Consider the following 24,085-nt stretch of genomic DNA (forward strand, 5'->3'; position numbering starts at 1 on the left):
ATTTTACTCTTTAATTTTCGCTAAAGTATTCGCGTATTTAGCTTTAAAATCATTTTTTATGGTATTATAAGGTTTTTTAAAAAATATGGTGGAGAAATAATTTATGGCATAGAGCCAGCCGGTTTTGGCGATGCCGTCTTTCTCTAGTCTCCTGCCGGAAGCGTAAATCGGCAAATCAAAAGTGAATTTAACGCCGCCGGCTTTTATCAAGCGCCTAGCCAAATCAGCGTCTTCTCCCCAAAAATCAAAATTAGAATTAAAACCGCCGATGGCTTCTAAGGCCGCGCGCTTAACCACGAAATTTCCGCCCTGGAGCATTGAGCCGACCCCGAGGATATAGCGATTAATAAGATAAATAAAAAAACCGGCGTAATAAAAAGTTTTAACGGCCGCGCGCGCGTTTTTTGATAAATCATAATAAATAAACGGGCCGCTTAAAGCCACGAGCTTATCATTTTTGGAAAATTCCTCAAATACTTTATCAAGCCAGCCCGGAGTCATTCTGGTATCGGCGTCAATATTAGCGACCAGTTCGCCGGTTGACGCTAAATAACCGGCGCGGCGCGCTTTCACCAAGCCTTTATCAGGCTCGTCAACCAGTTTAACCTGGGGAAATGAAGCGATAATTTCCCTGGTTTTATCGGTTGAAGCGTTATTAACCACCACGACTTCCATATCATAATTTCTGCCGTTCATTTCCGCTAAAATTGAATTCAAACAGCCGCCGATGCGGGCCTCTTCGTTATAAGCCGGAATAACTACGCTTAATTTCACCCCGTTAGAAATTATGTTATTTTCTTTAGGCATACCTTTTTATAAATTACCCTCGTTATCTTAATTATTTCTAACGGGGTGAATAAATTTTTAATAATAAATTATTTCTCAATGTCTTTTGTACTTTCCATCGGCGTGCGTAAATAACTAATTAATTTGCTAAATTGCGATGGTCCGTTTGCCTTACCGCGCGCTCCTCGTAAAATCATTTTTCTTTCTCCACCGCCCTTGCGCATGCCGAATCTGGCTTCGGGAAACGGCGTTAGTTTATCTAAAATTTTTCCTTTTAAATCCTTAGGCGGCTCGTCAATAGCTTCATATAAGCCAACGGCTGAAGGCAACTTCAATCCCCGCTTTTTAAAATCAAGCATCATATGTTTAAACTGCTTGAAAAAAACATCATAAAAATAACGCTGAGCTTTTTCTCCGCCCCAGGGAAATTTTGTCGGCATGCCGGTCTCGCCCATTTCATAATCTTTACCCCAAGTGGCTATTTCTTCAAAAACTTCTTTCAATAAATCAAATTGCCTAACCAGTTGTTTAAATATTTCTTTAGTCGGCGGCCAGCTTAAGCTAAGTTGCTTTTTTATATTCTCCATAGGGTAATGCCAGGTGCCGGGATAATAATCAATCACGATTTTATCAAAATAATCTTTAACTTCTTTAAACTTCGGCAGAAAGTCTTTAATGTCTTCGCCGGCTAGTTTGGCTAAATTACCGGCGACTAAAGTAGCGCTTAATTTTAAATCAGGATTATATTCTTTAAAAACTTCCTTGGTAATCCGGCACATCTCCGGCATATCTTCAACCGCCACCGGCGTATAAACTTTATTATTCAATTCATTTAAAATTTGAATCGTAATCACTTTTTTGCCGCCGGCATGCTCTAGGCCGTTTTTTACTTCTTCGGCGTATTTTCTGAATTCGTTATAAAATTCTTCTTTTTTGCCTTCTTTGTAAAGCTTTATCGCCCACTCGGGCGGATTAGATAAAATAATAATCGGCGCTTTTAGGCCGGCTTCTTCTTGGGCGAGTTTAGCGTCTTCATATCTTCCTAGAAGGTCCTTATTAAATTCTCCGGGTTTATTTTCTAACTTGCCCCAATGCCAATCATATCTGACTCGATCCACGCCATCGCTAGCCACGTCTTCATATAATTTTCTTAAATTTTCAGGGCTGCCAGTACCGGGATTATCGGGGCTATGGTCAGTGACAAAAACATCAATATCAAATTTACCCTCTCTTTCGGCTTTGGCTTCGTCTTTTTCTTTATTTTCAGGCAATTTTACATTTCCAAGCTTATCCAAAAACATTTCTTGCATATTTTTTATTTAATTTTAGCTAAAATAAAAAATTATAGATCTAGTGATCTTATGCTTATTATACTACTATTATTATAATTTTCAAGCTTATTTTTTATAATTTTTTATAGTTTCGCTATATAATTTTTCCCACTCTTTAGCGATATTGGGCGCGGAAAACTGCCTGACATATTCAGCCGCGCCACGGCTCAATTTTTCCCGCAATTCGTTATTTTCTAAAAGTAAAATAAATTTCTCCGCCATAGATTTTTCATCGCCGGCTTTGACCACAAAACCATTTTTTTCATTAACATACTCGGGCAAAGCTCGCGCGTCAACCGCCACGGCCGGCAGGCCGCAGGCCATAGCCTGCATTAAAGTCAAACTTTGAGTTTCCGAAGTAGAAGCGATAGAAAAAACTTCCGCGGCTTGATATAATTTTGCCAAATCAATTTTACTTAAGGTGCCGAAAAATTTAACTTCTTTTTCAACGCCCAATTCTCGCGCCAGGCGCTTAAGCTCGTCTTCAAGCTGGCCCGACCCGGCGATAGCTAAATTAATATCATTAATTTTTTCTTTTGCCAAAGCTACGGCTCTTATAAGTACCTCAATATTTTTTTCCAAAGACAAACGGCCGGCGTAAATAATAGTATTGTCGGATAAATTAAATTTTTTCTTATATTTCAGCTTTTCGCCGGACGGGCAGAAAGTATCAATATCAATCGGATTGGAAATAACTTTATGCGGCTTATTAAAATCATAAACCAGCATTTCTTTAAAAACCGACTGCGACGGCGCGGTTACGAAATCACAGCGGTTATAATACCAAACCGCGTAATCTAGGCTGGCCTTTTTTAAAAAATTAGGCCGAAACGGCACAAGTTTTATAAATTCCGAAATAGCGGTATGGTTAGTGCCGATTATGGGAAGCTTATTTAATTTGGCCGCGGCCAGAGCTTTAAGGCCGACGCCGAAAAAAAGCTGGGTGTGAATTATGTCCGGCTTGAAATCCTTAAAAAAATTCGGCGATATTACGGGAATAACTATTCTTGAATAATTGCTAATAAACGGCGCGGACGTAGAAAACAAGCGTTTAATTTTAATTTCTTTGCCAAGATCCAATTCTTCTTGATTGGCTAAATTTAAAGCTTGATAATTTTTAGCCGAGTATTTTGGCACGTAAAAATTTATTCTATGCCCCAGTTCGGCCAGTTCTTTGGCCAGCGAAATAATTGAATCGGATATACCGCTTAGCTCCGGATAAAAATTATCGGAAAAAATAGCGATTTTCATATTTCTAATTGATTTCTTCCTGGGAAATCTTTTTTGAAATCCGAGCGAATAAATAATGAATTATAATAAACAAAACTATGACCAAAACAATCAAATACTGGCCGTAATAAAAATATTTAGCCAGCGAATCATAGGCTCGGCCGAAAAAATAGCCTATTACGGTAAAAAAAACCGCCTTAGGCAGGCTTAAGGCGAATAAAATATAAAAAAACTTTTTAAATTCAAGCTTGGCCGCTCCGGTAATAACAAAGCCGGGCACGGGTATTATCGGCGAATATTTAATTATAAACAGGGCTTTCCAAGTATGCCGCAATAAAAATTTTTCCAATTTAAAAATCCTTGAATCGGTTAAGCCGAAATAATGGCCGAATTTTTCCACCATGCCGGCCCGGCTGATATAACCGATAAAATAAAGAATAACATCAACCGCCAGCTCGCCGAAAAAAGCCAGACTGAAAATAAAATAAACATTTAAATAGCCCAAAGCCGCGGCAAAAGCCGCGGCCGAAATAAAAATCGGACCGCCAACAATAATGGCGGCAAAAATCATTAAGTAACTGCTGGTTAAAATCCATGGCAAAATTATTGAAAAACTGGAAGCTGGCATTAGGTAATTTTAATCTTATTTAAAACTTCTTGGGCTTCATTGCCTTGATATTTTTTTGGCGGCCACAACTTTAGGCAATCATCCAATAATCTCGGCGTAACATGAAAATGCAAATGCGGCACGACTTGGCCGGCCGCCGGATCATTATTGGCTTGCACATTATAGCCTGGCACGGCCAAATTTTTCTTAAGGCTAAGGCCGACCTTTTTTATCGCCTTGATAATTTCGCATAATATTTCATCGTCCGCTTCCTCAATATTAGTCAGATGTTTTTTGGATACCACTAAAGTATGGCCGGGGTTTACCGGGTTTATGTCCAAAAAGGCCAAAACCTGATCATCTTCGTAGACTTTATAGCATGGCAATTCACCGGCAATGATTTTACAAAAAATACAAGACATATGATTTGCTGTCATCGCGAGGAGCAATAGCGACGAAGCAATCTCACAGACAACACATTTTCACTAAAATATTACCACCTTCCCGCTTATGTGATATTCGTGAGATTGCCTGCCTGCCGGTAGGCAGGCTTCGCTCCTTTCAGTCGCTCGCAATGACGAAAATATTTAATTAATTTGATATGGCGAATCAAGATCACTCTCCCACCTAACTTCGTCAACTTCTTCTTTTTTCCCCTCGCCTTTATATAATTTATCCGGCAGATTTATGCACCAGCCGTCCGCGCTGGAAATATTTTTATAGCCATGCACTACGCCGGGCGGCACAATTACCAAAACCGGGTTATCCTCTCCGGTTTGAATTTTCATATATTCGCCGTTAGTCCGGCTATTTTCCCGCCTATCCCATAAGTGCAGCTCAAAATTACCAGGGCCAACAAATACAAATCCATCGCTCTGATATTTATGTTCATGCGGCCCGCGCGCTATACCCGGCTTAGTCACGCTAATATAAGCCATAGCCGGACGATATTCTACTTCGTCCTGGCGATAAAATTCGGCTAACCAGCCCCTAGGGTCCTGATTCTTAGCGATTTTTTTGATTATTACGCCATCGATCATATAATTGTATTATAGCACAATTCAGTAATTTTCAATTATCAATTTTCAAACAATGTTTTAATTTATTAATTTTCAAATTGAAAATTTAATAATTGATCATTCATTCCTGCCTGCCTGCCGGCAGGCAGGGAAAATTGGTCATTGAAAATTGAAAATTTTAAGCCTTCCTCACTTTCGGCGTTACCCAAAAACCCATGTACTTGCCAAACATCAGCCGGGTTTGCGCGTCCAGGCCGGGTATGGCGCCAAAAAGTATGATGCTAACCGGCAAAATCAGCCACTGCAATACCATAGTCAAGCTCTTGCCAAAGCCGTATTTTTCCGGCCGCTTAGGCAGCAACATGGAAGAAATAATGGCGGAAAAAACCATGCCGACCATAGCCACGGTCATCAAAGTCCGCGATACTACCGGCAAATTGCTTGATAAAACGGTTATATTAAAACGATCGCCGCCCAAAATCATGGGCATCCAGCCGATGACGCCGATTATTAAAGCATTGGTCGCCCAAGAATTAAAGCCGTATAGCTGGATGAAAATTTTATTGATTACCTTACCGACGGGCAAATTCTTTCTCTCCTTTATGGCATTAAACATTAAATAAGGCAGATTTTCCACGCCCCAGCCCCAGCGCCTCTGCTGTTTATATAAATTTTTCATGGTGCGGATCGTAGTTTCGTCCATGCAAACATCCATGGAAACCGGAAAGTACAAAGGTTCAACGCGATAATTGCCTTTATAGTTAAGATAGCAATGCCAAAAAACGCGCGAATCTTCGCTCACCATATTAGTAGACCAAAAATCTATATCTACCAAAGCCCGCCAAGTCATGGAGTGGGAAGAATAAGTCGCCAGCTTTTCCTGCCTGATCTGCTGCATCATCTGCCAAAAAGTATTGGAGGCGGCCGCTACGCGCGCGAAAAAAGGCGCTTGCCAGATATTATTATGATAGACCGGGATGGGCTGGTAGCTGGCCAAATACGGATCGGCTACGGTTAAAAATTTATGAGTCAAACAATAAAAATAGCCGGGGATAACGACCGTATCCATGTCAAAAACACTAATTAAAATTTTATCATAATCATAATTGAATTTATCAATAATTTCTTGCTTGACTTGTCTCGCCGCCCAAGCCTGATTAGCGCCTTTACCTTTGATTTCACCGGCTATGTTATCAGGATGAACGGTTATTAAAAAATGCTTGAATTTATCAGCGAACTCATACTCAATTATCCGAGCTCTTTCCCTGGCTTCGCTGCCGGCCCGTTCTTCAATAGCTAAAACCATAATTATTTTATCGGTCGGATAACCGTCTTGAATCAGAGCCTCAAAGCTCGGCCTGATAACTTCCAGACTTTCATTATAAGTTGGAAAAATCACTAGATGAATAATATCTTGCCACTTAAAATTATTGGCCGAAGAGGCCGGTAATTCTTCGCATCGCTTAAACCAATCAATTTTTATATTTTTTTTCATGCTTAAATAAGCGGCAAAAAGATTTATGCCTAAATAGATTACGAGCAGCAGCCAATAAACATCAAAAGCAATAATAAAATAAGCCACCCAAACCGGTTTTATCGCGGAAAACACCAGTAAAATAATTAAGGTTGCCCAAGACAAAAAACCGGGAAAAATTTCCAAAAGGCGGTAAAGCCTTCTGTCTTTCGCGTCAACTAAATCGGTCGCTTTGCTTATTTTCAAATATTGCATAAAAATACGAAAATAAAAAAAAATTATTTATTTCGCTCGCCAATATTCGCGCCGTCCGTATTTATTTTTTTGAATAAATAACCGCCGGCAAAATACAATAAATATAAACCGAGCGTAAAAATCAGCCAATCTATAAAATAATTTATATTTAACAAATAAACTAAAAACACCCGCCAAAGCCAAAACGGATAAAGAAAAACATCCCAGCTGTTAAAACGGTTTAATAAGCCGAGCAATACGCCTAGCGAAGTTATGGGAATAATCAAAGCGGCGAAAAAACTTGGCCGTAATTTTTTAAATATCTCATGAGCCAAATCAGACATTAATTTCAGGAGATAATAAAAAGAAACCCAGCCGAAGCCGGAGTAAATAAAAAAAACCATAATCATCCAGGCATTATCCGCGCAAACTCTGTCCGGCGAATCAAGCGGACAATAATTTAAAAGATGCCTGATATCGGTTATGATATAAGCCGTATTGGGAAAAAATAACAGCCAAAAAATAAACAAAATAACCGCGGCTATTTTTTGATAAAATTTCCTTAAACCGGTACGGCGCCAATACGATTTTAAAAAAATATAAAACGCTAGCGGCAGCAAAACTAAAAAAATATTCCAAATAACGGTAACCAGCTGATAATCATTAATGGCGATATTATTTAAAGCCGGATAATGATTATAAAAATTATCGAGGCTTAAAAATGATATATGTATAATTCTGTCCATAAAAAATAAATAACTGCCGCGTTGCTGTCGTGCCGCCATCTTATAGCAACAAAAGCGGCTAATCGCGGCTTAAGATCACATCTTCATTTTCTTTTATAACAGCGCCGGATTGATCGGCCTTATCAGAACCAGGCGTTTTAAAATTACCCGGCCTTGGTTCAATTTTCTTGCCTTGAAAATTAACCGGTCCGCTTTTAATCGCCTGCCCCAAACTAACAGCCGGCGCCGGCTTAGCGGCCGAAAAATTTTCGCTGATTTCCGGCCTAGCCTTAACCGAGATGCTTGATAACTCCCGCTTTTTAGCCTCTAGCCTGCCCTCTATTTCTTGTTTTTTTTCTTTTTTAACCAAACTCAAACAATCTCTGCAGAAAATCGGCCTAATCCCGTCAGGCACGAAAGAAATTTGCGTTGGCTTAGAGCAGCGGCTGCAAACATAATTATATTTATTAATATCCGGCTCTTTAAAATTTTCCGCCGGCGGCTTGATCACGGTGTTTTTATCGCCAGGCGCCGGCGAAAAAAATTTTGGCGCTTGTCTCGGCGCCGTAAACTGCCGCGCCTCCGCTTCTTTAAATATTTTTCTTTCCGGCCTTTTTTCAATTTTATCTACCATATCTTCATTATTGGCGTGCCAACGGTTAATTTTTTCTTCAACCGCCAGTCTTTGCTTAGCGTATCTTTCGCGCGAGACCTTAATCACTTTTTCTTTATTATCTGTTTTTTCTTCGTCGGTCAAAGGCGCCCGGCCGCGGGCGGAAAAAGGATCGGAAGAAACCCCGTCAATCATTAATTTAATATAAAATTCATATTTGGCTAAATTAACCAAATCTTCTTCAGTGAATACCGGAGTAAACTCTTTGACCAATTCTTCGGCGTCAGTCGCGCCCACCCTGAAAACAACCAAAGTGCCGACGTTGCCGAAAACCGCCGGCTTAACTATCTCTCCCAGCTGTTCAATATATTGATGCGCCATTATTAAATTAAGCCGATACTTTCTGGCTTCGGATAAAATATTGGCAAAACTGTCAGTCGTAAAATTTTGGAATTCATCAATATAAAGATAAAAATCTTTACGGTCACGCTCCAATATATCAACCCGGCTCATAACCGATAGCTGGACTTTAGTAATCATCATGGCGCCGAGTAGCGCCGAATTATCTTCGCCAATCCGGCCCTTGCTTAAATTCAAAATTAAAATTTTTCCCGTATCCATAACTTCTCTTAAATCAATTGAGGATTTAACTTGGCCGACGATATTTCTTATGAGCGCGCTGGATAAAAACTGCCCGACTTTATTCTGAATCGGCGAAACCGCTTCCGAAGCGAAATTATTGGCATAACCGGAAAATTCATTAACCCAAAAAGATTTAACCACCGGATCCTGAATTTTTTCAATAACTTTTTTCCTGAAATTTTTATCCGAGAGCATCCTGGTTATGGCTAAGAGCGTCGAACCCGGATAATCTAAAACAGCTAAAATGGCATTGCGTAAAATATATTCCAGCCTCGGTCCCCAAGAATCTGCCCAAAGCTTTTTAAAAACTCCTATCAGGCCGGAAGCGACTAAATGCCTTAAGTGCGGCTCCACCTGTTCAACTATGTTAAAAGCGATCGGATAATCAATGTCGGACGGATTAAAATAAATTACATCGTTAACCCGGCTGGAAGGAATATAGTCAATAATTTTTTCCGCCAAATCTCCATGAGGGTCAACCACCATAACGCCTTTGCCCGACCTGATATCGTCAACAATCATATTTTCCAAAATAGTTGACTTGCCCATGCCGGTTTTACCAACCAAATACATATGGCGGCGGCGATCGTCGGTTTTAATACCGAACTGCCTATATTGATTGCGAAAATTTGTTTCCGCGAAAACTGTTATTTCTTCTGGCATAAAAAAATATAATATCTAATTATTCTAATTTCTAATTTATCTAATTAAACCCCAAACTCCAATGGCCAATGACCAAGCCAACCCTAATTTTATAATTTAATTTTATTGGTCATTGGGATTTGGTTATTGGGATTTTCAGCATTACACTATCGGCAAATTATCCGGCGGTAAATCTTTCGGCTTAGCCTTTGACTTATTTTCATCTAATTTATCGGCTGAAGCAAAAATATTTTCGGCTTTAGTCGGAAAACCGAACTCCAAATCTTTAGCTGAACTTTCTATGCTTACGGGCAAGCCGGCCGGCGGTTCGGCTTTTCTGCCCGGAGCCTTCTGGACTAAAGGCGCTTTAACCGAAGCTTCAACCGGAAAATGCCAGATTGAGGCTAATTCTTCGGTATTAAGAATATGCGGCAACCGTCCGCGGGCATCGCTTCTTAACCTATAAGCCGTCATTAATTTATTCTTTCTAGCGTTAACGCGATATTTGCCAAAAATTCTGTCATAAGTCACTTTAGTCATAGTGCCGCCATCGCCCGTATCCGGCTTATAGGAATTCAAATCGTTAAAATTAAATTGCTTCATATAGCCGGTAAAACCGTAAGCTACCTTATTTTTATTCATGGTTTCCTTTTTAGTCAGATAAAGATACCTGATTTTAACGCCAAAGCCGATCTTACCGATTTTTTCCTGTATTTCTTCAACCTGTCTTTTTTGCCTGGGCTTTAAATTCATCATTTTAAATTGCGGCTCTTTTTCTTCCGCTTTAGCGGCATCAATATCTCCCCATAAGCTATAAATCATTTCACTTATCGACCCCATAAAATTAACTATGCCGTCAATAAGTTTATCCGCCAGATTATTTCCCTTTGTTTTTTCGCCGATAATTTTTTTTATTTCCTCTTCGCCTTCATCCTCCCACTTAGTGCCGATTGGTATGGTTAAAATTTGATACCATAATTGTTCGCCTTTTTTCATGCTGCCCATCAAATCCATCAGTACGGCCATAGGATCTTTATATTGAGTTTCCGGCTCGCCCATCTGATGCTCAAAATGCTTATAAGTCTTGATCGGATAAACCGAATTTTTCACTAAAATATATTCACTGCCGAAAATATCATATTCTTCATCAGGGAAAACCGTGGGCAAGCCCTGGGTATAATCGTTGACCTCGGTAATTTCCGCGTCCGGATATTGGGAATAAATCGCCGCTTCCACTAAATTACGATATTTTTCCGGTAGCCAGATTAAAAATTGAGTATAACCGTCAATACTGACTATCTCAAAGCTGAAAAAAAGCTGCCACTCGCCCAGCCACCATTTTTCAAATAAATCCTTGGTGCTATGCGCGCCGGCTAAATAAGCAAAAATATTTTCTACGGCCATGGGCGTTTGGGCGTTGCCTCGCGGCACATCTATAGCCAATAAAACGGCTTTTTCTGAAGCGCCGTAAGCTAAACGGATATACCTTAGCCAAACTTGAGCCACGCCCCAAATAAAAGTAGCGGCAATCGGAATCCAGCCGACATAAAGAAACAGCTTTAAGAGTATTTGATCCGCCGGCAAAGCCAAAAAATCCATTATTGGCTGTAAATTTATAACTATATCCATGAGAGATCGGTTATAAGTTAGTTGGTTAATCAGTTGGCTAGTTGCCTCATATAAACAAAAAATCGCTCAACCGGTTAACCGATTAACTGATTTTATTCTACCATATTTACCCTAATTCTGCCAAATAAAAAACAGACTTAACTCAACTGATAATTATCAGCTGGATTAAATCCGCTTTTTATAAAGAAACTCATTAAATTTTTATTTTTATTTTTACCCTGTCAAATAATTTCGCCCCTGGCTAAATTAGCGCTAAGCGCTATTTGACGGGGTAAAATTATTCGCTAACCGGCTTATTATTTTTTATTTTATATTTACCGTCGCCAGTAACTTCAAACTTATCCCGATTCATTAAAGCTAAATTTATAGTGGCTTTTTTAACAATCCTTTGCTCTAAAACTTTATTGATAATTTCTTCGCGGTTCAAAGGCTGGCCTGATTCAGCTATGATTTTTTCAATCACGTCGGCGACCGTGCCTTTCTGATAGCCCCATTCTTTCAGCCCATAAAGGCCGCGGCCGACTAAAATATATTTTTCATCTAAAATCAATTCATTATGCACCGTAGCCGCGTTGGCTTTTTTCTTGTCAAAACTTATTTGATTTATTCTATCGGCGATCTCGGCAAAATGCATAGGCTTGCCGCTATTTTTTAAAATCAAATAAATTTTATCGTTAATTGTTTTCGGCTTGATCTCGCGCCAATCATTTATGCCCCAAAGGCCGAATTTATTTTGTTCAATTTTCTTGGCAGCCTGCAAAATTGAATAAATAACTTTATTGCCGTTAACTACATCGGCATTTTCTTTAAATAAATCATTGGCTAAAATTCCGGATATATCTAAATTGCCGGCCGGGCTGAATTTTTCCTCGTTATTTTTATAAGCCTCGAGGCTTTTCGACAAATTAACCAATTCTTCGGTCATAAATATCTTTTTGATTTCTTGTATTTTTTCCAAAAGCTCTTTAGCTAAAGCTTCTAAATGCTCCAAAGACTGATATTTTAATTTAAAAGATTCTTTAAAATGCTCTGAATCGCCTATGGCTTCAAATTCGTCATGCAATAATTTTGATATTAAAAAATCAAAATGGCGCTTATGTTTTATTTCATTGGCGCCGTTTTTACCGCCGCTGATGGAAAAATTAACCAAATTATTAAACAAATATTCTTTTTCCATAAGTCCGCCGTGTTCTTCCAGCAAATTGATTATAATATTTTTTAAACCGCTTAAATAATTGTCTAAATTCTCAAGCTGCCTTAACCTTTTAATGCTGGCGGTTTCAATCTGCCTGATGCGCTCTCTGGTTAATTTATGGATTTTACCGATTTCTTCCAAAGTTTCTTTCGTGTTTCCGCCCAAGCCAAACCGCCTAATTAAAACATCGCGCTCTCTTTCTTCGAGCTCGCTGAATAAATTAGTGATTATTTCAACCGCGTCAAGTTTAGCGACTTCCTCGGCTTGATGGTTGTTCATTATTTGGTCTAAAATGGATTTATTGTCATTTTCCATAAAATTGCTTACCCCGCCTCGCGCAGAGAAAAAAATTTAAATTAATATCTCCTTTTTTAAAATATATTAAACAAGACTATCAGGTTTTTGTCTATTGTATATTTTATTGCAATATATTAACATATTTATTTTCATAAGTCAAGGACTATAAAAAAATATAAATAAAAAAGGCTAGTATTAGCCTTAAATTATCTTAATCTACTGATTAGCTCCTAACCTTAAAAATACTGAACTTCTTCTTCCAGGTTAATTTTATATTTATTTTTAATTTTAATTTTTATTAAATTTATAAGGTTAACCACATCCTCGGCTTGGGCTTTGCCCGTATTTATTATGAAATTAGCATGCTTTTTACTAACTTTAGCTCCGCCCACGATTTTACCTTTAAGCCCAAGCCGATCAATCAGCAAACCAGCGCTGATTTTACCGTTTTTAACTAAGCCTTTGGACGTTAAAGCTTCGGCCAACTTCTTATTCCGCCTTAAAACTTTTTTATATTCCAAATTTTTAAAAACACAGCCGGCGCTCGGTTCCTTAGGCTTGGAATCAAAGCGATGATTAAAATTTTTCCGGCTTAAAGCTTCTATTTTTTCTCGCGCGCCTTTAATTAATTTCAATTTAACTCCGACGATTAACAAATTTTTTCTTTTCTTAAAAAGAGAATCGCGATAATTAAAGCCGCAAGCTTGGTTATCAAATTTTACGAACTTTTTTCCAGCTAAATCGTAAGCTTCAACTTCGGCGACAGAGTCGGACATATCAAGGCCGTAAGCTCCGGCGTTTCCCCTAACCGCGCCGCCAAGGCTGCCGGGGATGCCGAAGGCCCATTCCAGCCCGCTTAAGCCGGCCGACGCGGAAATTTTAGCCAGCTTAGTCAGGCTCGTGCCAGCCCAGCAAGTTACATATTTTTTTTTGATAGAATAATCTTCGCCGGAAATTTTCAAAACCAAGCCTTTAATTTTCTTTCTAACGATTAAAATATTGCTGCCGCCGGCTAAAACAGCTAGGGGTAATTTTTTGGCTTTAGCCCAAGCGGCGGCTTGAGCGAGCTCTCGCCTATTTTTTACCGCCATAAAAAATTCGGCCTGGCCGCCGATGCGGAAAGTTGTCAAAGGGGTTAAATCAAAATTTTTTTGGATTAATTTCTCTATGGACATATTTAATATTTTCACGCACGATTAATCATAATTTATTTGATACATTATATTTTTTGTTTATCCCCGGAGGGGGGAAATATTATTTATCCCCGGAGGGGGGGGAACCTTTTTCTAAAAAAGGTTTTAAAGGTTACGGCAATAAAATCGCAACGACAGACAAAGTATCCAGGTCAACCAGCGGTTCAACGATAGCGGTTTGCCAAACTTCATTATTTTCTTTGTTAATCTCGGTTACCCTGCCAATCACCAAGCCTCGCGGTATGTTTTGCTCCAACCCTGAAGTGGCGACGATATCACCAGCTTTAATATTTTCCGTCTGGGGTATAAAATCCATTTTAATCATTAAGCCAAGCTCTCCCGAGGCAATGCCTGAAGTTTTATTTTCTCCAAAAATTGACGCTGCTAATTTGCTATTCTTATTGGTCACTAAATAAACTTCCGCGATCTGCTCTTTAACATTAACAATTTTACCGATAATAACGCCTTGGCTCGTAGAGCCGATAGCCGTTGAGCTAACAACCGCCAAACCGGCGAACAAACCGTCTCTAGCGCCCTTGTCAATCACGATTGACTGGTTGCCTTCGCTGCTCGCCCCGGTTAACTCGCCGCGAGAAATAATATTAGCCATTAAATAGCGCCGATTGTCTTTATTCAAAAAATTCAGATGCTTTCTCAATACTGTATTTTCTTCTTCTAAAAATCTTAGCTTAACATTTTCAGCTATCAATTGATTTATTTTCTCTTCGGCTTGCTTTAGCTCGGCCGCCAAATCCTGCTTCCCGGTCTCCGTCAAATAAATTTTATTCAAATTCGTGCTTAAAGAATAAAAGGTTCTAAACATCGGCTCAAGACTCTTGTTTAAAAAAGATTCAAGCGGATTTAACAACTTGGCATAATGCAAAAAAATAAGCAGCAAAATTACCGCCGTTATGACAAAATATTTTTTAACGTTTAACTTTATCATACCGATTAAACATTATATCAGGTAAGAATGACTAATGACTAATTTCTAATGTCAAATCAATGCCAAAATTCAAATGTCAAAAATAATTAATTTAAATTTGTCATTTGTCATTAGAAATTTGTCATTACTTTAGTATTCTTCCGTAGCCGGCGATAGCACCTTGGCGAGCAAAGCCGGATCGGCTAATAGCATGCCCGTGCCCCTAACCACGCAGGTTAAAGGATCCTCGGCCACTCTGACCGGAATTTTAGTGGCTTGGGCGATTTCTTTATCCAAGCCGCGAAGCAAAGCGCCGCCGCCGGTTAAAACAATGCCGTGCTCGTAAATATCCGAAACTAATTCCGGCGGCGTGGTTTCTAAAGTTATTTTTATGTTTTCTATAATTTGCCTGATGACTCTTTGCATGGCTTCCCTTACCTGGCTGTCAGTTATCATAACTTCTTTAGGCAAGCCATTGATTAAATCCCGGCCGCGCAAAGGCATTTCCATGGATTCTTTCAGGGCCGAAGCCGAACCGATCCTGATTTTTATGTTTTCCGCCACCTGCTCGCCGATTAAAATATTAAATTCTTCGCGCACATATTGGATAATGTCATTATCCAGCGCGTTGCCGGCCAGGCGCAAAGTTTTCCAGGTTACCACCCCGCCCAAAGAAATAACCGCGATTTCGGTCGTACCGCCGCCGATATCAACCACCATGGTGGCCTGGGGGCCGGTAACGTCCAGGCGGGTGCCGATAGCCGCGGCCATTGATTGCTCAATCAAAAAAACTTCGCGCGCTCCGGCCGATTTGGCCGCGTCTTCAACCGCTTTCTTCTCCACCTCGGTAATATCCAAAGGAATGCCGATAACCACCCGCGGCCGCGGCACTAAAGTAAAATGCTCGGCGTGCACTTTATCAATAAAATACTTAAGCATTTTTTCCGTAACTTCAAAATCGGAAATCACGCCGTCCACCAAAGGCTTAATGGCCTGGATATGGGGCGGGGTTTTACCAAGCATTTTTTTCGCTTCCGCGCCCACGCATAAAATTTCATCGGTGCGCATATTAACCGCCACCACCGAAGGTTCATTGATAACAATCCCCTTGTCCGGCGTGTAAACTAAAGTATTGGTCGTGCCCAGATCAATGCCCAGGTCTTTAGAAAATTTTCCGAAAAATTTATTTAGCATTTAATTAATTATGAGTTTCATTATAATTTTCCCATTTCCACTCCCTATTTTTATTATATTCTAATTTTTTTATAATCTCTTTTTCTAAATCTATTTTATAAACTCCGGCCAAATGTAAAATTCTGATTATTGCATCCGCTAACTCTTCGGCGAAACCGTCTTTACCATTCATTTTTTTTCGCCGATAAGCTTCCATGGCTTCGCTGACCTCGCTATGAATAAGCGCGATTTTTTCCAGCGTATTAATTTCCTCGGGTTTAACGCCGAACTTCTTATCTTCGGCAAGTTTCATAACTAGTTCAATTAATTTTTCCAAGCTTAAATTCGCCATAAATTTATTAATTACTATTACAGTTTACCTTAAAAATAAGCTTTTTGTCAAAAAACGGCCGCTTGTAAAAATGCCGCCGTTTTTTAAATAATTATTTATTTTTTAGATTTATTTTTTTCCTAATTTTTCCCAAACCACTAAAATCGGCGAAGCCACGAAGATTGAGGAATAGGTGCCGATGAAAATACCGATAGCCAAAGCCAGGACAAAAGTCCTGATGGACGCGCCGCCGAAAATAATAATGGCCGCTAAAACTAACAGCACGGTTAAAGAAGTATTAAGCGAACGAACGATAGTTTGGTTTAGGCTGGTGTTAACCGTACCTTCAAAATCTTCATTGCTTTTCGGTAAATTCTCGCGTAAACGGTCAAAGACGACGATCGTGTCATGAACCGAATAGCCGAGTACGGTTAAGACCGCGGCGACAAAAGCCGTATTAATTTCTATGCCGTAGAAATGCCCCAAAAAGGCAAATACGCCCACAGTAATAACCACGTCATGAAACATGGCGATAATCGCGGCCGAACCATATTTCCAGGCAGCAACCGGGCGGGAAACAGTCCTGAAAGCATAAGTGATATAAGATAACATGGCTATAAGCGCGAAAAATATGGCCCAAAGCGATTTGATTTTTAATTCCGCGCCGATTGACGGGCCGACTGATTCAAAACGCTGTTCTTCGATCAAATTATTTTTATTCTCTTTTTGGGCCAGCTCGTTTAATTTGTCTAAGATGGCTTGATGGGTTTCTTCAGCTGTTTCCTGAAATTTTAACATAATATCCTGCTCGCCTACCGGCTGAATAATCAAACTATTCAGCTTAAGATCGGCTAAACCGGTTTCAATCTGGCTGACTGACGGCCTGGCGCCCGTAAACTTTGCTTCAAGCAAGCTGCCGCCGGTAAAATCAATGCCGTATTTTAAACCCCAAACAAATAAAGCCAAAGCAAAAATCACGAATAAAGCAGCGGAAATTCCCAGCCAAATATTGCGTTTTTGAATTATTTTGAAGTTAGTCATAGAAAATTAATTATACTGGCTGATTGGGCTAAATTTGTAAAATTTTCGTGCGAGGACTGTTTGAGGCCGCCAGCAGGCGGACGAGTTCCCTGCCTACCGGCAGGCAGGCGCAGTAGAAAATTTTATAAATTTAGCCCAATCACGCATGTTGCTATTTATTTTTAATTGAGGTAATCAAAGCGTGCCTTTTTTCCAGCCAGGCCGACGGTATTAAATTTAAAAAATTTCTAGTGATAAATATAGCGGTAAACATGGAAATAATCACGCCGAGGCCGAGTGTTATGGCAAAACCTTTAACCGCGCTGGTCGTGAACATAATCAAAATAAAGCAAGTAATCAAAGTATTGAAATTACTATCTCTGATTGACGGCCAGGCGCGCTTAAAACCGTCTTCAATCGCGCTGGTCAACGGCTTGCCGTTAGCGATTTCTTCTTTCATCCTGGCAAAAATCAAGATATTGGCGTCAACGGCCATACCAACCGAAACAATGGCTCCGGCCAGACCGGCTAAAGTTAAGGTCACGGGCGATAAGCCGCCGATAAAATATAATAATATATAACTTAAAAACGCGAATAAAATAAACCAGCCGTTAACCGTGATGCCGATTAAAAGGAAAATGCCGACTAGCAATAAAGCGGCCATGGAAAAACCGATTTTAAAGATGGCAAAAACTGTTAAACTGTAAACCGCCAGCGCCAAGACCGCCATTAAGCCGGGCAACCTATAAAAAAGAATCATGAATATGGCAATAATAATAAAACCGATGATGCCGGCGCGCGCGCTATCGGCCATTGATTTTTGGCCTAAGCTTGGGCCGATGGTTTGCTGGTTTACCAGTTCAATCGGCACGGGCAAAGCTCCGGCGTTAAGCCGTTGCGTTAATAATTTAGCTTCGGTAATATTAAATTTTCCGGAAATTACGGCTTTGCCGCCGGTAATTTTTTCATTAACATTCGGCACGCTGATCGGATAGTTATCCAGATAAATCGCCACCGGCTTGCCGACGTTGCGCGCCGTAATTTCTTCAAACATTTTCGCGCCTTCATCGTCAAAAACTAATGACACTTCAGGCGAACCGTCTTGAGGATTAAACTCCACAGTAGCCGATTTTAAATTTTTTCCGGTCAGCTCGGTATTTTTCCATTCGCTCTGCGTTCCGATAATATCCGTTTCGGTCATGGTTCTAATAAATATATGGCTAACTTTAATTTCTTCAACTTTTCTTTCGTCTTGCTTATAAATCAGATGATAACCGAATTCAGTTTCCACCGGCGCGGAAATCGTGCCGACCGCCTGTTTAAACACTTCGTCTTCAAACGGCTTAACCATGGCGCCGGCGCCAAACCAGCCTAATTCGCCGCCGGTTTCTCGCGCGTTCGGTTCAGTGGAATTTTGCTTAACTAAATCCTTAAAATTAGCCGGCGTGGCTCCCTCTTTTAATTTATTAATTTTTGCCAAAGCCTCTTCTTTAGTCAAGCCGCTTTCGCAGCCGGTTACGCCGGTATAGCAAATCAGCAAATGCGAAGCTTTAACTTCTTTTTCTTCAGTATTGCTAAAAGGATTAATTTTTACTTTTTTATCTTCAACTTTAAGAATTTCAAAGCCGCCGGTTGTTTTTCCTAAATCAACGCTGGTCTTCCCAACCGCGATATTTTTCGCTAAATTATATATTTCCGGATTATCTTTTTCCGTAATATAGCCCAAATCGCCGCCCGAAGCTTTAGTTTTTTCGTCTTGGCTGTAAGCCGCGGCCAAGGCTTTAAAATCGCCGCCGGAAATAACTTTGCCTAAAACTTCAGTAGCAAGCTTTTCCGCCGCTGTATTATAATCCTCAAGCTGTTTAGTTTCTTCAGCCGTCATTTTCCTGATTTCATTATTCTGCTCTTTAAATTCTAGCAAAGGGGTTTCGCCGATCATTTTGATAGCTTGCTTAACGTCCTTAATGCCGGCCATTTCCACGATTATCCGATAGTCGCCGCCCGAAGTGCGGTTAATCTGCACGTTAGGCTCGCTCACGCCAAAAACATTTATTCTGCGCTCAATCACGTCGCGCACACCTTCAACCGCGTTGCCTTTTTCAGCGGACGAAAGAGCCGAAACATCGGCCTGATAAGTTAATTGCGTGCCGCCGAGTAAATCCAGCCCCAATCTAAAAGGCACTTCTTTAACTTTAGGAAAAGGAATTTTAAATTTATCCACCGCTTTATTATAATAGGCGCCGAAATCTATGAGCGACGTCACTAAAACTAAAATCATGATGCAAGTAAAAACCCACCAGATTTTACCGCGCGCGCTGGGTTTTAATAAATTCTGTAAAATGTTATCAGACATAAATTAATAACACCCTTAGGGGTGCGAATGAAGTTATTTCTCTTATTAATATATTTTAGTTTAAACTCAAGATAAAATCAAGGGAAAATAAATGGCTAAGGTTAAATATATTTATTTCCCACAACACTTTTTAAACTTCTTGCCGCTCCCGCACGGACAGGGGTCGTTACGGCCGATCTTCTCCCCTTCCGCGTCTTTTACTTTTTCATGCACCAGGTCAACGGTTTCATTTTTCTTTTTATCATCGCCGCCGGTTTTAAATGCCGAGAACGAACCCGTATTCTTATCCATAGTTTTAGCCGGCGCGATATAATTCTGCGGACGCGTTTTTAAAGTCGGCGCGACAAAATTTCCCAAATCAGCCACTTTAAATATGGAATAAGCGACTTGCTTTTGAGTGAGATTATTTAATTCATTATATAAAATATAAGCCTCTTTTTTATATTCTACCAGCGGATCGCGCTGGCCGTAGCCGCGAAGCCCGATGCCATGCCGCATATGGTCCATGGCTTCAAGATGCTCAATCCACAGCATGTCCATTGACCTGATTAAAACCGACTTTTCAACTTGCGGCCAATTAACGCTAGCTTCAGCCGCCAGCTTGGAAATTTTTTCATAATTACTTTTAGCCAAACCGGCCAGATGCTCAATAATTTTTGTCCTGACTTTTACTTTATCCAATTTATCGCCGTCTTGAATCAGCGCGGCCAAATCTTCTTTTAATTTCGGTTCAACGTTAAAAATAGTCGAGGTTACCTGATAAATTTCCTGGACATTCCAGTCGCGAGCGCTATCCGCGGCCGTATGAAAAATCACCGCCTGCTCAATTTCGTTTTCAACCATTTCTAAAATTATGGAAGACAAAGTTTTATTTTCATCGCCAGATACAGTAGAAACCGAAGCATTCTCTTGCTCCGATGGTGTTCGTGAGATTGCTTCGCTAGCACTCGCAATGACAGTACTAGCTTCCGCCAATTCCAAAATTTCTCTTCTTTTTCTGTAAATAGTTTCGCGATGCTTGTTTATGACGTCATCATATTCAACCAAATGCTTTCTGATATCAAAATTATTGCCTTCTACCTTCATTTGCGCCGATTCAATGGAGCGCGACACCATGCCGTTTTCTATGGGCATATCTTCCGGAACTTTTAAAGTCTTCATCAAACTTTTCATCCTGTCGCCGCCGAAAATTCTCATCAAATCATCTTCCATGGAAACGTAAAACTGCGATGACCCGGGATCGCCCTGGCGACCGGCGCGGCCTCTAAGCTGATTATCAATGCGCCTTGATTCATGGCGTTCGGTGCCGATAATATGCAAACCGCCGGCCTGAATTACTTTTTTCTGCTCTTCTAAATCAACCGGATTGCCGCCTAAAATAATATCAACGCCGCGGCCGGCCATGTTAGTAGCGATAGTTACTCCGCCGAATTCTCCGGCCCGCGCGATAATTTGCGCTTCTTTTTCATGATGCTTGGCGTTTAAAATTTGCGGGATTACGCCTTCGCGTTCCAGCATCTCGCCTAAAATTTCATTTTTTTCTATGGAAATCGTACCGACTAAAACCGGCTGGCCTAGAGCGTGCCGCCTTTTTACTTCCTCAACCACGGCTTTAAATTTCCCGATTTCCGTAGCGTAAATCAAATCGTTTAGATCTTTTCGGACCATCGGCCGGTTAGTCGGGATAACCACGGTTTCCAAATTATAAATTTTAGAAAATTCTTCGGCTTCGGTCACGGCCGTGCCGGTCATGCCCGAGAGCTTAGCGTACATCCTGAAATAATTTTGAAAAGTAACCGTGGCTAAAGTCTGGGATTCGCGCTGAATATCCACTTTTTCTTTAGCTTCTATGGCTTGGTGCAAACCTTCTGAATAACGGCGGCCGTGCATTAAGCGCCCGGTAAATTCATCAACGATAATAACTTCGCCGTCTTTTATAACATAATCGCGGTCGCGCTTGAATAAAACCCGCGCTTTTAAAGCTTGTTCAATATGATGCACGTCCGACATGCCGCCGGCCGCATAAATATTCTCCACGCCCAGAAGTTTTTCCATTCTAGCGATGCCGGCTTCGCTTAAAGTGGCGGCGCGCATTTTTTCGTCAACATTATAATCTTCATTTTCTGTTAACAGCTCCACTAGTTGCGCAAATTTATAATATTTCTCGGTTGATTCTTCGGCCGGCGCGCTAATAATTAACGGCGTCCTGGCTTCATCAATTAAAATTGAATCCACTTCATCAACGATGGCGTAATTTAAGCCGCGCTGAACCATTGAATTTAAATCCGGCGCCATGTTGTCGCGCAAATAATCAAAACCGTATTCATTGTTCGTGCCGTAAATTATATCGCAGGCATAAGCCTGTTTGCGCGGAACAAGTTTTAATTTAGATTCATCAGCCTTTGCATTTTCGTAATTCTCCTCTGAGGAATAAACATACGCCGTTTCATGCGTTATGCACCCCACGCTTAATCCCAGAAAACTGTGTATCCGCCCCATCCATTCGGCGTCGCGCTTAGCCAGATAGTCATTAACCGTGATGACATGCACGCCCTTTTTAGTTAAAGCGTTTAAATAGGCGGGTAAAGTCGCCACTAAAGTTTTGCCTTCTCCGGTGCGCATCTCCGCGATCTGCCCGCGATGAAGCACCATGCCGCCCATAAGCTGGGCGTCATAATGGCGCTGGCCTAAAACTCTTTTAGCCGCCTCGCGCACCACGGCGAAAGCTTCGGGTAAAATTGCGTCAAGACCTCCCTCTCCTTTAGAAGGAGAGGGTTGGGGTGAGGTTTCTTCCACACCCAGCCTTTTTCTAAACTCCCCTGTCTGCGCTCGCAACTCTTCATCGCTCATGGCCTGATATTTTTTTTCCAGGCTATTAATCTGCTCAACAATCGGCCGCAGAGCCTTCACGACTTTTTCATTCGGATCACCGAAAATTTTATCAATTATGCTCATATATTATAAAAAACACGCTTAAGCGTGGTATTTATTAAAACAAATTAATTATACATCTTACTATGTAAAAAATCAATGAATTTACCTAATATTGACAAAATATTAATAATATGATATAAAAATATGATTTATATTTTCAAAAAAAATATACGGACATTAAAAAATGGGAGGAGAATAGCCATGAAAAAATGGATTAGTTTGCCAGATGCTTTAGAAATGGATCCGCAATTTCAGAAAAAAAGCGGCGCAAGCGCCTGGGTAATAAACGAAAAAACTGGCGAGATTAATTCTCGTTGGGGTAAAGTTGCTGTTCAGGTTCAGCTAAAAAACGACGGCAATCTTGATTTCGGTCGCGGGGTATATTATGAACCGCCTAATATTAATGCGGTGGTTTATGGGTTTGAGGCCGATGGTACCTGTAAGGTAGGAATTACCATACAAGAAAGGCCATTTGCCAATAATCCTCCCGACATTGACAATCCTTACGGAACACCGGCCGATTCGCCTATTAAATTCGGACAACCGGTGATGGGTTTTTTAAAAAAAATCATCGGAGATGGCGCCGCCGCCAGTATTTTTGAATCAACAATAGGCGGAGCCACTAGAGAGGCGCTTGAAGAAGTCGGCGCGACGGCGGAAGGAATTTTGGAAGTAAAACCCTTCGGGGAACATTATCCAAATCCCACTTTTTGCGCCACAACATCCCGGCTGATTGAGATCAAGATTGATCTCAAAAAAGTAACCGGGCAAACCGACAAAGAAGAACTTATTTATAAGGCTGAATATATCAGCCTTAAAGAGCTCTTCTGCCGGATTGGTAAAAAGGTGCATGACGGCGTTAATTACAACGCCGCGGTTGCCAACAACACCTTTTTTATGTGGCTGGCGAAACACCCTGAGTTGTTAAGCCAGCTAACTTAATTTAACGCAGATAACTGCAAACGACCAACCAAGGAGGTAAAAATGCGATAAATTTATGCAGGGAACGCCCGCGCCTAAAAAGCAAAAGACGGGCAAGGTATTGAGTCTGGCTGATACTATGTTAGGAGGATGAAAAATCATCCCTTAGGCTAGTCACCACTAACGCCGGTTGAAGTCTGCCTGGAAGCCGAGGGTAAACGGCCGCCCGAAGCTTTAAAAGCTCAAAAAATAACCACCAGATTCATCACTGGTGGTTTTTCTTTTATTATAAATTTAAAAACGGATATCTAACAGTTAACCAATGAACAACTTTCTTCCTTCAACCCCTAGATCCCGGATCAAGCCCGGGATGACAGTACAGAACTAAATTTCTGCTTCTGCTTTTTTCTGTCTATTTTTTTATCTTTATACTTTTTTATCACTAATTCCAGATGGTCTTTTACTTTATCAATGGCTTTAAACAAATCTTTTTCCGTCTTTTCCACTCTTAGCAAATCGCTGCCCAAGGAAATATTAACTTCGGCCGAATAGATTTCGCCTTTTAAATGATGGTTAGTGGTTTTACCGATTTCCAGGCGGGCGCTAATAACTTTCAGCTTGCCTAAATATTTATCCAGCATATCCATTTTTTCCTGCGCGTAAGTTTTTAATTCAGGCGTTAACTCCAAATTAGTGGCTTTAATGTTTAGTTGCATAAATTGTTATTTGTCATCTCGAGCGTAGCGAGAGATCTATAATAGTTGGTTAATTGTTTGCAACGTGTATTATAGATTTCTCACTTCACTTCGTT

20 protein-coding genes are annotated in these 24,085 nt (G+C 40.5%); 1 reads left to right on the top strand and 19 read right to left on the bottom strand.

Annotation, left to right across the window (positions count from 1 at the left end; translation table 11 throughout):
- Window positions 1-3: 3 nt before the first annotated feature.
- From WC639_03795 to secA, 18 genes are all read right to left on the bottom strand, one after another.
- Window positions 4-807, bottom strand: coding sequence for a glycosyltransferase family 2 protein (locus tag WC639_03795; GenBank protein MFA6306902.1), 804 nt, complete (start codon window positions 805-807; stop codon window positions 4-6).
- Window positions 808-875: 68 nt separating this feature from the next.
- Entirely contained in the window at window positions 876-2,096 is a 1,221-nt protein-coding gene (locus WC639_03800) for a hypothetical protein (GenBank protein ID MFA6306903.1), read from the bottom strand.
- 87 nt (window positions 2,097-2,183) lie between these two features.
- Entirely contained in the window at window positions 2,184-3,368 is a 1,185-nt protein-coding gene (locus tag WC639_03805; GenBank protein ID MFA6306904.1) for a glycosyltransferase, read from the bottom strand.
- Window positions 3,369-3,372: 4 nt separating this feature from the next.
- Window positions 3,373-3,975 (bottom strand): hypothetical protein, encoded by a 603-nt coding sequence (locus WC639_03810; GenBank protein MFA6306905.1) that lies wholly within the window; start codon window positions 3,973-3,975, stop codon window positions 3,373-3,375.
- Window positions 3,975-4,376: an HIT family protein gene (locus tag WC639_03815; protein ID MFA6306906.1), complete on the bottom strand. Its 402-nt coding sequence runs from the start codon at window positions 4,374-4,376 to the stop codon at window positions 3,975-3,977. The genes WC639_03810 and WC639_03815 overlap by 1 nt, the downstream gene beginning before the upstream one ends.
- A 165-nt stretch (window positions 4,377-4,541) precedes the next feature.
- The gene (locus WC639_03820) at window positions 4,542-4,994 is read right to left on the bottom strand and encodes a dTDP-4-dehydrorhamnose 3,5-epimerase family protein (GenBank protein ID MFA6306907.1); all 453 of its coding nucleotides are present in this window, start codon (window positions 4,992-4,994) and stop codon (window positions 4,542-4,544) included.
- A gap of 157 nt (window positions 4,995-5,151) precedes the next feature.
- Window positions 5,152-6,702 (bottom strand): glycosyltransferase family 2 protein, encoded by a 1,551-nt coding sequence (locus WC639_03825; protein ID MFA6306908.1) that lies wholly within the window; start codon window positions 6,700-6,702, stop codon window positions 5,152-5,154.
- A 23-nt stretch (window positions 6,703-6,725) separates the two neighbouring features.
- Window positions 6,726-7,427, bottom strand: coding sequence for a DUF1361 domain-containing protein (locus WC639_03830; protein MFA6306909.1), 702 nt, complete (start codon window positions 7,425-7,427; stop codon window positions 6,726-6,728).
- Window positions 7,428-7,485: 58 nt separating this feature from the next.
- Window positions 7,486-9,324, bottom strand: a complete 1,839-nt coding sequence (locus WC639_03835) for a type IV secretion system DNA-binding domain-containing protein (GenBank protein MFA6306910.1) — start codon at window positions 9,322-9,324, stop codon at window positions 7,486-7,488.
- Window positions 9,325-9,465: 141 nt separating this feature from the next.
- A complete protein-coding gene (locus WC639_03840; protein ID MFA6306911.1) occupies window positions 9,466-10,902 on the bottom strand; it encodes a hypothetical protein in 1,437 nt (478 codons plus the stop codon).
- 307 nt (window positions 10,903-11,209) lie between these two features.
- Complete coding sequence (locus WC639_03845; GenBank protein MFA6306912.1) at window positions 11,210-12,442, bottom strand: sigma factor-like helix-turn-helix DNA-binding protein; 1,233 nt, start codon at window positions 12,440-12,442, stop codon at window positions 11,210-11,212.
- A 218-nt stretch (window positions 12,443-12,660) separates the two neighbouring features.
- On the bottom strand, window positions 12,661-13,599 hold the full coding sequence (gene murB / locus WC639_03850; protein ID MFA6306913.1) for a UDP-N-acetylmuramate dehydrogenase: 939 nt from the start codon (window positions 13,597-13,599) through the stop codon (window positions 12,661-12,663).
- 130 nt (window positions 13,600-13,729) lie between these two features.
- Entirely contained in the window at window positions 13,730-14,563 is an 834-nt protein-coding gene (gene mreC / locus WC639_03855) for a rod shape-determining protein MreC (protein MFA6306914.1), read from the bottom strand.
- Between the two features lie 129 nt (window positions 14,564-14,692).
- Window positions 14,693-15,736: a rod shape-determining protein gene (locus WC639_03860; protein MFA6306915.1), complete on the bottom strand. Its 1,044-nt coding sequence runs from the start codon at window positions 15,734-15,736 to the stop codon at window positions 14,693-14,695.
- A 4-nt stretch (window positions 15,737-15,740) separates the two neighbouring features.
- Window positions 15,741-16,067: a hypothetical protein gene (locus WC639_03865; protein ID MFA6306916.1), complete on the bottom strand. Its 327-nt coding sequence runs from the start codon at window positions 16,065-16,067 to the stop codon at window positions 15,741-15,743.
- A gap of 108 nt (window positions 16,068-16,175) precedes the next feature.
- Complete coding sequence (gene secF, locus WC639_03870; protein ID MFA6306917.1) at window positions 16,176-17,087, bottom strand: protein translocase subunit SecF; 912 nt, start codon at window positions 17,085-17,087, stop codon at window positions 16,176-16,178.
- Window positions 17,088-17,238: 151 nt separating this feature from the next.
- Window positions 17,239-19,419 carry a peptidylprolyl isomerase gene (locus tag WC639_03875; protein MFA6306918.1) on the bottom strand — a complete coding sequence of 727 codons (2,181 nt, stop codon included), beginning with the start codon at window positions 19,417-19,419 and terminating at the stop codon, window positions 17,239-17,241.
- A 111-nt stretch (window positions 19,420-19,530) separates the two neighbouring features.
- Window positions 19,531-22,374, bottom strand: coding sequence for a preprotein translocase subunit SecA (secA, locus tag WC639_03880; protein ID MFA6306919.1), 2,844 nt, complete (start codon window positions 22,372-22,374; stop codon window positions 19,531-19,533).
- Between the two features lie 180 nt (window positions 22,375-22,554).
- On the opposite strand from secA, the gene WC639_03885 reads away from it, so the two are divergent.
- Window positions 22,555-23,295, top strand: a complete 741-nt coding sequence (locus WC639_03885) for a hypothetical protein (GenBank protein ID MFA6306920.1) — start codon at window positions 22,555-22,557, stop codon at window positions 23,293-23,295.
- Between the two features lie 338 nt (window positions 23,296-23,633).
- Here the strand turns inward: WC639_03885 and raiA are convergent, their stop codons facing one another.
- On the bottom strand, window positions 23,634-23,990 hold the full coding sequence (gene raiA, locus WC639_03890; GenBank protein ID MFA6306921.1) for a ribosome-associated translation inhibitor RaiA: 357 nt from the start codon (window positions 23,988-23,990) through the stop codon (window positions 23,634-23,636).
- Between the last annotated feature and the right edge of the window lie 95 nt (window positions 23,991-24,085).

It is taken from the genome of Patescibacteria group bacterium (assembly GCA_041662965.1).
Lineage (GTDB): Bacteria > Patescibacteriota > Patescibacteriia > Patescibacteriales > GWC2-42-12 > JACPHD01.